Raw genomic sequence first — 11,457 nt, 5'->3', positions numbered from 1 at the left:
CTTTCATTTCTGGGAGCGGCCATGGCCGCGATTCGTACCGGGGTGGATCCATCGCGGCTGTAGCCGCTCCCACAACAGCGGGGATGGGATCCCGGATTTCAAGGAACGCTGCGGAGGCGCTCCAGATAGCGTGCGACGAGATCGACTTCGAGGTTGACCGGATCGCCGGGGACGGTCGACGCGAACGCGGTGTTGGCGACGGTGTGCGGGACAAGGGCGACTTCGAAGGCCTCTGCTTCGGCGGCATTGACGGTGAGGCTGACGCCGTCGACGCAGATCGATCCCTTCTGCGCGACGTACTTCGCCAGCGCCTGCGGCATGGCGAAGCGCCAGCGCTGGGCGCGCCCATCCCCGCGCACATCGAGCACGCGGCCGACGCCGTCGACGTGGCCACTGACCAGGTGCCCACCCAGGCGGTCGGTCGGGCGCATCGCGCGCTCGAGGTTCAGCGGCGCGCCCTCGCCGAGCCCGCCGAGCGTGGTCAGGGCGAGGGTTTCGTTGCTGGCGTCGGCCTCGAAATGGCCGGCGTCGAAGGCGACCACGGTCAGGCAGACGCCGTTGACGGCGACGCTTTCGCCCAGCTTCGCATCGGCGAACGGCAGCGCGCCCACGGCGATCCGCAGGCGGACGTCGCCGCCGCGTGCTTCGCGCGCAAGCAGGCTGCCGACGGCTTCGATGATTCCGGTGAACATGCGTATCTCCTCAGCCCACCGCACCGGCGTCGCCAACCGCGCGCCCGGGGACCAGGCGCAGCCGCAGGTCATCGCCCACGCTGACGTTGTCGACGATCCGCAGCGCCATGCGCTCGGCCATGTCCTGGATCTGCAGGCCGGCAAACAGCGGCCGCGCCTGGGTGCCCAGCAGCACCGGCGCCACGTACAGCAGCACCTCGTCCACCAGCCCCGCGCGCATGAAGGCGCCGGCCAGCGTCGCGCCCGCCTCCACCTGCACCTCGTTGATGCCCCGGTCGGCCAGCACCCGCAGCACGGCTGCGAGATCCAGCGCATTGCCGGAGGCAGGCACCGCGACGCGCTCGCTGCCGAGCTCGCGCGGCGGCTTGGCGTTGGCGGCGTGCACGTACAGCGTGGGCGCGTCGCCCTCGCGGATGCGGCCGCGGGCGATGGTCGCCAGGCCCGGATCCAGCACCACGCGCAGCGGCGGCGAGAATTCTGCGTCGTCGTCCAGGCGCACGGTCAGCTGCGGATCATCGGCCATCACCGTGCCCGAGCCGGTCAGCAGCGCGCCGCTGCGCGCGCGCCAGCGCATCACGTCGCGGCGCGAGGCCTCGCCGCTGATCCACTTCGACTCGCCGCTTTCAAGTGCGGTGTGGCCGTCCAGGCTCATGGCCAGCTTCACGCGCAACCAGGGCCGCCCGCGCACCAGGCGCGAAACGTAGCCGCGGTTGAGCTCCTGCGCCGCGGCCTCCATCAACCCCTGCTCGACCTCGATGCCGGCGTCGCGCAGGCGCTCGAAGCCGCTGCCGTCCACCTGCGGGAACGGGTCGCGCATCGCCGCGACCACGCGCGACACGCCGGCCGCGACCAGCGCGTCGGCGCAGGGGCCGGTGCGCCCGGTGTGCGCGCAGGGTTCCAGGCTGACGTAGGCGGTGGCTCCGCGGGCACGCTCGCCGGCGGCCTCGATCGCCAGGACCTCGGCGTGCGGGCCGCCCGGTCGCTGGTGCCAGCCCTCGCCCACCACCTCGCCGTCCCGCGCCAGCACGCAGCCGACCATCGGGTTGGGGCGCGTGGTCCAGGCGCCTCGCTCGGCCAGGCGCAGCGCGCGCGCCATCATCAGGTGATCGATGTCGGAATGGCCCTGCATCAGGTGATGTTCTCCACGCTGGAATAGACGGGATCGGCGCCGGCCAGCCAGTTGGCCGCGCGGTGGCGCTCACCGGCGATGCTGGTGCAGCGCGCCAGCTGGGCGGCGTCGGCGCGGTCGATGCGGACGCCGTCGATGGCGAGGTCGTCGTCGACGAGGTCGGTGGCATCGATGTCCAGGCGCGCCCAGCCGCCGTTGGCGACCACGGCGGCGAAATCCATCGGCCCCGGGCGCAGCGCGTATTCGCGCAGCCGCCAGTGCAGCGCGAGCTGGCGGGCGAGGAACGTGTCGATGCCGCGCTCGCTGCGCAGCACGGCGTCCTGCAGCAGCGCCGGGGCGGCGTCATCCAGGAAGCCCAGCGCCCAGGCGATGTCGTCGGGATCCACCATGCGGTCGTGGGCCAGCGGCGGGTGCCGGTCCAGCGCCCAGGCCAGCACGTAGATCCCTTCGGCGCGCCAGCTCGCATCCACGACCGCTGGCTCGGGCAGGCTGCCCAGCGGTGCGTTGACCAGTTCGGCTTCCGCCGGCTCCAGCGCCGCGTCCAGGCCCGTCGCGCGCAGCCAGTCGCGCATGCGGCGGTGCATGGCCCCGGCCTCGGCCTCGCCTGCCCGTGCCTCAAGCCCGGCGCGGGCGACCACGCTGGCCAGGGCCAGCGCGCGGCGCAGCACGTGCGCCGCCCGTGGCCTCGGATAGCGCCCTGGTCCGCCGGGACCGCCCACCGCGCTCAGCGCTTCCGGCCCTTGCCGGGCCGGGGATCGAAGGCGACCACCTCGCCGCCGAGCAGCGGCAGCTGGCCTTCTCCCGGCAGCTCGCGCTCCAGGCGGTCAAGCTCCTCGCGGAAATCGGCCACGTCCTGGAAGGACCGGTAGACGGAGGCGAAGCGCACGTAGGCGACGTGGTCGATCTTGCGCAGCTCGGCCATCACGAATTCGCCCACCCGGCGCGAGGCCAGCTCGCGTTCGGTGGTCATGCGCAGCTGGTGGATCACCGCGCGCACGGCCGACTCGATCTGCTCTTCGGAGACCGGGCGCTTGTGCACGGCGCGGTCGAAGCTCTGCCGCAGCTTGCGCGCGTCGAAGTGCTCGCGGCGGCCGTCGGTCTTGATGATCGCCGGCAGCTTGAGCTCGATGGTCTCGATCGTCGAGAAGCGCTCGCCGCAGGCTTCGCATTCGCGCCGGCGGCGGATGGTCGCGCCGTCGTCGCTCACCCGGGAATCGATGACCCGGGTATCCACGTGCTGGCAGAAGGGGCAATGCATCGTCGCGCGGCGCCGTCAGGCGCCTTGCGTGCAGCGCGGGCGGGCAGCGGCCGCCGGTCCCGCGCGCTCCGCCTGCCCTGCCATCAGCCGTACACCGGCAGCCGGCGGCACTGGGCCTCGACCTTCGCCCGCACCGCTTCGATCACCGATTCGTCGGCGGGTGCGTCGAGGACGTCGCAGATCCAGCCGGCAAGCTCGATGCAGTCCTGTTCGACATAGCCGCGCGTGGTCACCGCGGGCGTCCCCAGGCGCAGCCCGGAGGTGACGAAGGGCTTCTGCGGGTCGTTGGGCACCGCGTTCTTGTTGACGGTGATGTGGGCGCGGCCAAGCGCTTCTTCCGCGGCCTTGCCGGTGACGCCCTTGCCGATCATGTCGACCAGCATCAGGTGGTTCATCGTGCCGCCGGAGACGATCTTGTAGCCGCGGTCGATGATCACCCTGGCCATCGCCTGCGCGTTCTTCACCACCTGCTGCTGGTAGGCCTTGAACTCCGGCTCCAGCGCTTCCTTGAAGGCCACGGCCTTGGCCGCGATCACGTGCATCAGCGGACCGCCCTGGATCCCCGGGAACACGATCGACTGCAGCTTCTTGACCATGTCGTCGGCGCGATCACCCATGGCCTTGCGGCTGGCGACGATGATGCCACCGCGCGGGCCGCGGAGCGTCTTGTGGGTGGTCGAGGTCACGACGTGCGCGTGCGGCACGGGGTTCGGGTACACGCCCGCCGCCACCAGGCCGGCGACGTGCGCCATGTCGACGAACAGGATCGCACCCACCTTGTCGGCGATGGCGCGGAAGCGCGCCCAGTCGATTTCCTGGGAATAGGCGCTGAAACCGCCCACCAGCATCTTCGGCTTGTGCTCCACGGCCAGGCGCTCGACCTCGTCGTAGTCGATCAGGCCCTGGTCGTTGACGCCGTACTGCACGGCGTTGAACAGCTTGCCGCTGAGGTTGACCTTGGCGCCATGGGTCAGATGGCCGCCGTGCGCCAGGCTCATGCCGAGGATGGTGTCGCCGGGCTTGAGCAGGGCGAAATAAACCGCCTGGTTGGCCTGCGAGCCGGAGTGCGGCTGGACGTTGGCGTACATCCCGTCGGTGGAGCCCGCCCCGAACAGCTCCTTCACCCGGTCGATGGCCAGCTGCTCGGCCACGTCGACGTGCTCGCAGCCGCCGTAATAGCGCTTGCCTGGATAGCCCTCGGCGTATTTGTTGGTGAGCTGGCTGCCCTGGGCCTCCATGACCCGGGGGCTGGCGTAGTTTTCGCTGGCGATCAGCTCCACGTGGTCTTCTTGGCGCTGGTTCTCGGCGGCGATCGCCGCGGCCAGTTCGGGGTCGTAGCCTTCGATGCGTGCGTCGCGCGGGAACATGGTCGCTCCAGGGGGCCGGTGGGATCAGGCCATTGTAGCCCGCGGCCGGCCGGGCGACGCCCGGCTGGCGGAACGGTCAGTCCTCCCTCAACGTCCCAGGATGATGTCGGCGATGATCCCGGTCGCGATCGCCACCATCAGGAAGTCACCGGTGTCGCTGCGGCGCCAGTGGTAGCCGCGCGGCGGGTGGCGCAGCCCGTAATGCCCGTAATCGTTGACCACGTAGGTCGGGGCGTAGCCGCGATGGCCGTAGTGCCGGCCGCGGGCCCACGGCGGCGGGCCGCGATAGGCGCTGGGATGGTGCACCACGACCGGGCGCGGGACGTGGATCACGCGGACGTCGCGGCGGTGGTCGCGACGGCGATCGTCACGGCGGTGATCGCGGCGGTGATCGCGGCGGTGATCGCGGCGATGGTCCGCGCGGCGGTCATGGCCGCGGCGCCAGTCCTGGCCCGAATGGCCGCGATCGTGACCGCGGCGGTGGTTGTCACGGGCGTCCGCCGGGGCCGCAAACGCGACTCCCAGCACCAGCGCAAGGGCTGCGACCCCGAGGGTTTTGATCGACTGCATCACGGCACTCCGGTGGAAGGGCGTCACCTGACTATCCCGGGCACCGGCTGAACCGTCGCGTTACCGGGCCGCAGTGGGGCGCGACCGGTTCATCCTCCAGCCCGCGCAGGGCCTCGGAGCACGGCCGCAGGCCTTATAATCGGCGCCATCCCCATCGCCGTTTCCGCCCGTTGGCCACAGCCCGGGCGGCGGCCACGCTGCACCGGAGCCCCCCATGTCGCAATACATCTACACCATGAACGGCGTCAGCAAGACCGTGCCGCCGAAGCGCCAGATCATCAAGGACATCTCGCTGTCCTTCTTCCCGGGCGCCAAGATCGGCCTGCTGGGCCTGAACGGTTCCGGCAAGTCCACCGTGCTGCGGATCATGGCCGGCGTCGACACCGATTTCAGCGGCGAGGCGCGTCCGCAGGCCGGGATCAAGGTCGGCTACCTGGCGCAGGAGCCGGAGCTGGATCCGGAGCACACCGTGCGCGAAGCGGTGGAGGAAGGCGTGGGCGAGGTGCTGCAGGCGCAGAAGCGACTGGACGAGGTCTACAACGCCTATGCCGAGGAAGGCGCGGACTTCGACGCCCTGGCCAAGGAACAGGAGCGCCTGGAGGCGATCCTTGCCGCCGGCGACGCGCACACCCTGGAAAACCAGCTGGAAGTGGCCGCCGATGCGCTGCGCCTGCCGCCGTGGGACGCGGTGATCGGCAAGCTGTCGGGCGGCGAGAAGCGCCGCGTGGCGCTGTGCCGCCTGTTGCTGCAGAAGCCCGACATGCTGCTGCTCGACGAACCCACCAACCACCTCGACGCCGAGTCGGTGGAATGGCTGGAGCAGTTCCTGGCCCGCTACACCGGCACCGTGGTGGCGGTCACCCATGACCGCTACTTCCTGGACAACGCCGCCGAGTGGATCCTGGAGCTCGACCGCGGCCGCGGCATTCCGTGGAAGGGCAACTACACCCAGTGGCTTGAGCAGAAGGAAGACCGTCTCAAGCGCGAGGAATCCTCGGAAAAGGCGCGCCAGAAGGCGATCCAGAAGGAGCTCGAGTGGGCGCGCAGCAATGCCAAGGGCGGCCGATCCAAGGGCAAGGCGCGCCTGGCGCGCATCGAGGAGCTGCAGTCGGTCGACTACCAGAAGCGCCAGGAGACCAACGAGATCTTCATTCCGCCGGGCGAGCGCCTGGGCAGCAAGGTGATGGAGTTCAAGAACGTCTCCAAGCGCTTCGGCGACCGCCTGCTGATCGACGACCTGAGCTTCATCGTGCCGCCGGGCGCGATCATCGGCATCATCGGCCCCAACGGCGCCGGCAAGTCGACGCTGTTCAAGATGATCACCGGGCTGGAGAAGCCGGACTCCGGTTCGATCGAGATGGGCCCGACGGTCGACATCGCCTACGTCGACCAGAGCCGCGACAAGCTGGAGGGCGACCACAACGTCTTCCAGGAGATTTCCGGCGGCGCCGACATCCTCAACATCAACGGCATCGAGATCCAGTCGCGCGCCTATATCGGCCGCTTCAACTTCAAGGGCCAGGACCAGCAGAAGATGGTCGGCACGCTGTCGGGCGGCGAGCGCGGCCGGCTGCACATGGCCAAGACGCTGCTGCAGGGCGGCAACGTGCTGCTGCTGGACGAACCGTCCAACGACCTCGACATCGAAACCCTGCGGGCGCTGGAAGACGCGCTGCTGGAGTTCCCGGGCAATACCTTCGTGATCAGCCATGACCGCTGGTTCCTGGACCGCATCGCGACCCACATCCTGGCGTTCGAAGGCGACTCGCACGTGGAGTTCTTCCAGGGCAACTATCGCGAGTACGAGGAAGACAAGAAGCGCCGCATGGGCGACGACGCAGGTCCGAAGCGGCTGCGCTTCAAGGCGCTCAAGTAAAGCGATTTGGCCACTTCAATGCATTTCATGCAGCAGCTGCGCCAACGCTGGCAGACATCGGGTTCGCTGGTCTGCGTCGGGCTGGATCCGGAGCCGGCGAAGTTTCCGGCGCGGTTCGCGGGCGATCCGGATGCGGTGTTCGGGTTCTGCCGGGACATCGTGGATGCCACGGCCGGGTTCGCGTGCGCGTTCAAGCCGCAGATCGCGCACTTCGCGGCGCTGGGCGCCGAGGATGCGCTGGAGCGGCTGGTGGCGCATATCCACGCGGCACATCCCGGAATCCCGGTGATCCTGGATGCCAAGCGCGGCGACATCGGCTCGACCGCGCGGCGTTATGCGGAAGAGGCCTTCGATCGCTACGGCGCGGATGCGGTCACGGCCAACCCCTACCTGGGTGGCGACTCCCTCCAGCCGTATCTCGACCGCGCCGACCGCGGCGTGGTGATCCTTTGCCGCACGTCCAATCCCGGCGCTGCCGACCTGCAGGACCTGCTGGTCGACGGCAGGCCGCTTTACCAGCACGTGGCGGCGAAGGCGGCGACGGAGTGGAACGCGAACGGGAACGTGGCGCTGGTGGTCGGTGCGACCTGGCCGGAGCAGCTGCGCGAGGTGCGGACCATCGTCGGCGAGATGCCGCTGCTGGTACCCGGCGTCGGCGCGCAGGGCGGTGACGCCGAGGCCGTGGTGCGCAATGCCCGCAGCAGCGATGGCACCGGGCTGATGGTGAGCTCGTCGCGGGCGATCCTCTACGCATCCGCGGATGACGACTACGCTGAATCGGCCGCGCGCGCCGCGCGCGCCTTGCGCGACACGCTCGACGCCGCGCGCCGGGGCTGAGCGCGCCGCCGCTTGCCGCAGGCATCACGCGGCCCGGATATCCTCGCTGCAGGCGCCACTGCCACGCACCGGAAGGATGACGATGACCCGCTTCGCCCTCGCCTCCACGCTGTCCCTGGTCCTCGCCGCCTGCGGCCAGGCCCCCGCGCCCGCCGCATCCGCGGGCGCGGCCGCTGCACCAGGCCCGGCAACCGACCCCGGCGCCGCGTCGATCGCAACGCCCTCGCCAACGCCCGACCTGATCGCCGGCACCGGCGCGCCGACCACCGCGGCGGAGCCTGCCACCGACGAAGTGGCCGCCACGCCCGGCAGCACTGCCGAAGACACCCAGTACTTCGACTTCAGCGGCGCGGCCCTGGACCGCGTCCGCAGCGAGGCGCGCCCCGCCCCGCCGGCGCTGCGCGACGCCGCGCGCCGCCTGGTCGACGACACCGGCCGTGAGCGCGAATGCGGGACCTATCCGGAAGGCGAGCGCCTGTTCGTGCTCGACCTCGACAACCAGCCCGGCGACGAGGCGCTGCTGCTGTACACCATGGAAGGCTGCGGCGGCGGGAACTACTACGACCGCGGCGGCTATGTGCTGCGCGAGGTCGACGGCGCATGGAAGGCGGTGGCGGACTTCCCGCTCGGCACCAAGCTCGTCGGCAACGCCACGATCAGTGCGCTCGAACCGGGCGTCGTGGTCGTGAGCCCAGAGGGCGACAGCCTGTTCGAACCCCACCGCGCCGGGATTCCTTCGCGCTGAGTCCCGTGGGAGCGGCCATGGCTGGATTCAGGGAGCGGGCTGCGGGACTTCGAATACCTGGCGGAGGTAGCGCAGGTAGCCCTCGTCGTCGACCATGGTCTTGCCCGGCGAATCACTCAGCTTGGCCACCGGCTGGCCGTTGCAGGCGACCATTTTCAGCACGATCTGCAGCGCCTTGGGGCCGGTGTCGTTGGTGAGGTTGGTGCCGATGCCGAAGGACATCCGGCAGCGGCCGCGGAAATGCGCATACAGGCGCATCACCTGCTCCATGTCCAGGCCGTCGCTGAAGACCAGGGTCTTGGTGCGCGGGTCCACCCGCAGCGCTACCAGGTGCGCCAGCATGCGCTCGCCCCACTCCACCGGATCGCCCGAATCGTGGCGCATGCCGTCGAACAACTTGCAGAAGTAGAGATCGAAATCGCGCAGGAACGCGTCCATTCCGATCACGTCGGTGAGCGCGATGCCGAGGTCGCCGCGGTACTCCTGTGCCCAGGCCTCGAACGCGGCGACCTGCGAGTCGCGCAGCCGCGGCCCCAGCGCCTGGTGCGCCTGCAGCCATTCATGCGCCATCGTCCCCTGCGGAACCAGGCCGTGTCGGCGGGCGATGTCGACGTTGCTGGTGCCGGCGAACGTCGGTCCCAGCAGGCCAGCCACGCGTGGCACCAGCAGGTCCTGCCAGCTCCCGGAATAGCGGCGGCGGGTGCCGAAATCGGTGATCCGGCAGTCTTCGTAGCCGACCGCGGCGTCGAGGCGGTCGACCTTGGCCTGCAGCCGGCGCAGGCCTTCGGCCTCGTCGGCCGGCCCGTGCTCGCCCACCATCCAGGCCTCGCTGACGATCGCCAGCAGCGGCACTTCGAACAGGATGGTATGCAGCCAGGGACCCGACAGCGTCAGCGAGATCCCGCCCGGCTCATCATCCGAGCGCTCCAGGCGCACATGCTTGCGGTCGAGCTGGAACAGGCCGAGGAAATCGACGAAGTCGGGCTTGATGAAGCGCAGGCCGCGCAGGTAGTCGAGTTCATCACTGGACAGGCGCAGTGTGCACAGGGCGTCGATGGCGTCCGAGATCGCGCCGATATGCCGCGCCAGGTCGACACCCGGCGTGCGGCAGCGGAAACGATATTCGGCGTGCGCCGCCGGATAGCGGTGCAGTACCGCCTGCATCATCGTGAACTTGTAGAGGTCGGTGTCGAGCAGCGAGGTGATCATGGGGCATCCTCCCGCATCGACTCGAGCAGCGTGCGCGGAAGGCCCGCGAGCCAGTGCATCCAGACCGCCAGCCACACGCCGGCGCGCAGCAGCGGGCCGTGCGTCGGGGCCTCGAAGCGGCTGAAGTAGCGCCACAGCCCGCGATGCTTGTGCCACTCGACGAAGAACGGCCGCGAGCGCGCGGACACGCCGCGCAGGTGCAGCACGCGCACGTCGTTGGCCACCGCGATCGCGGCGCCGGCCTCGCGGGCGCGGCGGCACAGATCGAGGTCCTCGGCGTGCAGCCGGTAGCCGGCATCGAAGCCGCCGATGCGATCGAACAGCGCCCGCGGCAGCAGCATCAGCGCACCCGAGACCGCCTGCACCGGCTGCAGCGCCACGGCGTCATCTGCCTCCACGTCCAGCGGCCGGCCACGACCCGCGCGCAGCGGCCCGCGCAGCATGGCCGCGAAATCGGGATCGTTGCGCCGCGCCGCGCCGTCGCGAACTCCGGCCGCGTCGACAAGATCCGCACCCAGCAGCAACTCGCCATCGGCTGCGTCAGCGTGGCGCAGCATGCGCTCCAGGGTGTCGACCTCGACCATGCAGTCGGGATTGACGAAGGCCAGCCACGGCGCCGTGCTGTCCGCCGCGCCCTGGTTGCAGGCGGCGGCGAAGCCCGGGTTGTCGGGGTTGGCGATGAAGCGCAGGCGGGCATCGGCCAGGGCGTGGCGCTGCACCACCGCCAGCGTGGCATCGGCGGAGGCATTGTCGACCACGCGGATCTCGGCAACGCCGGCGGCGCCGCGCAGCCGCGACAGGCAGGCATCGATGCTGGCCGCGCTCTGGTGGCTGACGACGACGGCGGCGATGGGGAATGCGTCCACGACGGCGCCGGGCAGCGCGCTCACGGCGTGAACAGCTCGTGCTGCGCAGGGGGCTCGAGGGTGTCGAGACGGTGCGCCAGCGCCCGGCGGCGGTCGCTGATCGGGTCGTGCATGAGGAATTCGGCAAGCCGTGGATGCCAGCCCGGCCAGCGCGCGGCCAGCGCGTCCAGGTCGCCCCCGGCCGGGCCGCCTTCGCCACCGCGGGCGACGAAGGCCGTTTCACACAGCACGTTGCGCCACCCGAGCCCGGCCATGCGCAACGACAGGTCGATCAGGGCCGCGTACCAGGAGGCGTAGCTGGCGGCATCCAGGCCACCCGCCTTCGCACGCGCGCGGCCGCGGATGAACACTGCATGGTCGATGGCGGAGGGCAGCTCCGGAGAGGTCATCGGCATGTCCGCGGCGGCCCGCGCCAGGCGCGCGAGCCCGGTCCCGTCGGGCTGCGGCGACACTTCGCCGCAGGCGGGCCAGCCAGCGGTCTCGCCGGCGTTGCACCAGGGCGTAGCGGTGGCAATGGCGCCGTCGCCCGCGGCGCACGCGGCCAACCTCGCGGCCCAGCCCGGGCCTGGAGTCGCATCGGCGGCCAGCACGATCACGTCGGCGTCGCCGCAGGCGGCCAGGGCCTCGTCCAGGTGCGCGACTTCGCCCAGGCGGCGCTGGCGCCGGGTGTATTCCGCGCGCAGCGGCGTGCGCTGCAGCCAATGCTCGATGATGGCCAGGCCCCGCGGCCCGGCCTGGGCGTCATCGGCCAACCAGATCCGCGTGCCCGCGGGCGTGCCGGCGTCGAGCGCGGCCAGGCAGGCGTCCAGCACGCCGTCGTCCACCGCCACCGGCAGCAGCACGATCGGAAGCTCGCCCGGGACCTCGCTCCGCGGCCCGGGCCCGCCGGCGCCCCGCCCGCCGGCCAT

Annotated in this window: 12 protein-coding genes; 3 read left to right on the top strand and 9 right to left on the bottom strand. The window is 70.8% G+C overall.

What is annotated here, in order from left to right; translation table 11 throughout:
- Nucleotides 1-98 precede the first annotated feature (98 nt).
- The 6 genes from WCE39_RS11425 to WCE39_RS14305 form a co-directional block, all read right to left on the bottom strand.
- Nucleotides 99-692 carry a riboflavin synthase gene (locus WCE39_RS11425; RefSeq protein WP_343276796.1) on the bottom strand — a complete coding sequence of 198 codons (594 nt, stop codon included), beginning with the start codon at nucleotides 690-692 and terminating at the stop codon, nucleotides 99-101.
- Nucleotides 693-702: 10 nt separating this feature from the next.
- Nucleotides 703-1,821 (bottom strand): bifunctional diaminohydroxyphosphoribosylaminopyrimidine deaminase/5-amino-6-(5-phosphoribosylamino)uracil reductase RibD, encoded by a 1,119-nt coding sequence (gene ribD / locus WCE39_RS11420; protein ID WP_343276795.1) that lies wholly within the window; start codon nucleotides 1,819-1,821, stop codon nucleotides 703-705.
- Nucleotides 1,821-2,489, bottom strand: a complete 669-nt coding sequence (locus WCE39_RS11415; RefSeq protein WP_343276794.1) for a DUF4272 domain-containing protein — start codon at nucleotides 2,487-2,489, stop codon at nucleotides 1,821-1,823. Before WCE39_RS11415 ends, ribD begins: the two co-directional genes overlap by 1 nt.
- Before the next feature lie 56 nt (nucleotides 2,490-2,545).
- Complete coding sequence (gene nrdR / locus WCE39_RS11410; RefSeq protein WP_343276793.1) at nucleotides 2,546-3,079, bottom strand: transcriptional regulator NrdR; 534 nt, start codon at nucleotides 3,077-3,079, stop codon at nucleotides 2,546-2,548.
- Between the two features lie 83 nt (nucleotides 3,080-3,162).
- The gene (gene glyA, locus WCE39_RS11405; protein WP_343276792.1) at nucleotides 3,163-4,446 is read right to left on the bottom strand and encodes a serine hydroxymethyltransferase; all 1,284 of its coding nucleotides are present in this window, start codon (nucleotides 4,444-4,446) and stop codon (nucleotides 3,163-3,165) included.
- Between the two features lie 87 nt (nucleotides 4,447-4,533).
- Complete coding sequence (locus tag WCE39_RS14305; RefSeq protein ID WP_452299587.1) at nucleotides 4,534-5,016, bottom strand: RcnB family protein; 483 nt, start codon at nucleotides 5,014-5,016, stop codon at nucleotides 4,534-4,536.
- Between the two features lie 214 nt (nucleotides 5,017-5,230).
- Here WCE39_RS14305 and ettA point away from each other — a divergent pair, with 214 nt between their 5' ends.
- The 3 genes from ettA (at nucleotide 5,231) to WCE39_RS11380 (ending at nucleotide 8,474) form a co-directional block, all read left to right on the top strand.
- Nucleotides 5,231-6,892: an energy-dependent translational throttle protein EttA gene (ettA, locus tag WCE39_RS11390; RefSeq protein ID WP_343276789.1), complete on the top strand. Its 1,662-nt coding sequence runs from the start codon at nucleotides 5,231-5,233 to the stop codon at nucleotides 6,890-6,892.
- An 18-nt stretch (nucleotides 6,893-6,910) separates the two neighbouring features.
- Nucleotides 6,911-7,729 carry an orotidine-5'-phosphate decarboxylase gene (pyrF, locus tag WCE39_RS11385; protein ID WP_343276788.1) on the top strand — a complete coding sequence of 273 codons (819 nt, stop codon included), beginning with the start codon at nucleotides 6,911-6,913 and terminating at the stop codon, nucleotides 7,727-7,729.
- Nucleotides 7,730-7,811: 82 nt separating this feature from the next.
- On the top strand, nucleotides 7,812-8,474 hold the full coding sequence (locus WCE39_RS11380; protein WP_343276787.1) for an RAD23 family protein: 663 nt from the start codon (nucleotides 7,812-7,814) through the stop codon (nucleotides 8,472-8,474).
- Between the two features lie 27 nt (nucleotides 8,475-8,501).
- Here WCE39_RS11380 and pncB read toward each other — a convergent pair whose 3' ends face one another.
- From pncB to WCE39_RS11365, 3 genes are read right to left on the bottom strand one after another with little or no spacing between them, the layout of a single operon-like run.
- A complete protein-coding gene (pncB, locus tag WCE39_RS11375; protein WP_343276786.1) occupies nucleotides 8,502-9,683 on the bottom strand; it encodes a nicotinate phosphoribosyltransferase in 1,182 nt (393 codons plus the stop codon).
- Complete coding sequence (locus WCE39_RS11370; protein ID WP_343276984.1) at nucleotides 9,680-10,549, bottom strand: glycosyltransferase family 2 protein; 870 nt, start codon at nucleotides 10,547-10,549, stop codon at nucleotides 9,680-9,682. Before WCE39_RS11370 ends, pncB begins: the two co-directional genes overlap by 4 nt.
- A 20-nt stretch (nucleotides 10,550-10,569) precedes the next feature.
- A complete protein-coding gene (locus tag WCE39_RS11365) occupies nucleotides 10,570-11,457 on the bottom strand; it encodes a glycosyltransferase (protein ID WP_343276785.1) in 888 nt (295 codons plus the stop codon).

Source organism: Luteimonas yanweni (genome assembly GCF_039548475.1).
In the GTDB taxonomy this organism is placed as follows: Bacteria; Pseudomonadota; Gammaproteobacteria; order Xanthomonadales; family Xanthomonadaceae; genus Luteimonas.
Note: the sequence above shows the minus strand (reverse complement) of the source record. Positions and strands in the feature narration are given on the sequence as shown.

Excerpts from the sequence above, each read along its gene's own strand:
- WCE39_RS11380 (WP_343276787.1), top strand. The coding sequence starts at position 7,812 with ATGACCCGCTTCGCCCTCGCCTCCACGCTGTCCCTGGTCCTCGCCGCC.
- WCE39_RS11425 (WP_343276796.1), bottom strand. The coding sequence starts at position 692 with ATGTTCACCGGAATCATCGAAGCCGTCGGCAGCCTGCTTGCGCGCGAA.
- ribD (WP_343276795.1), bottom strand. The coding sequence starts at position 1,821 with ATGCAGGGCCATTCCGACATCGATCACCTGATGATGGCGCGCGCGCTG.
- nrdR (WP_343276793.1), bottom strand. The coding sequence starts at position 3,079 with ATGCATTGCCCCTTCTGCCAGCACGTGGATACCCGGGTCATCGATTCC.
- glyA (WP_343276792.1), bottom strand. The coding sequence starts at position 4,446 with ATGTTCCCGCGCGACGCACGCATCGAAGGCTACGACCCCGAACTGGCC.
- pyrF (WP_343276788.1), top strand. The coding sequence starts at position 6,911 with ATGCATTTCATGCAGCAGCTGCGCCAACGCTGGCAGACATCGGGTTCG.
- ettA (WP_343276789.1), top strand. The coding sequence starts at position 5,231 with ATGTCGCAATACATCTACACCATGAACGGCGTCAGCAAGACCGTGCCG.
- pncB (WP_343276786.1), bottom strand. The coding sequence starts at position 9,683 with ATGATCACCTCGCTGCTCGACACCGACCTCTACAAGTTCACGATGATG.
- WCE39_RS11365 (WP_343276785.1), bottom strand. The coding sequence starts at position 11,457 with ATGGCCGGCGGGCGGGGCGCCGGCGGGCCCGGGCCGCGGAGCGAGGTC.
- WCE39_RS14305 (WP_452299587.1), bottom strand. The coding sequence starts at position 5,016 with ATGCAGTCGATCAAAACCCTCGGGGTCGCAGCCCTTGCGCTGGTGCTG.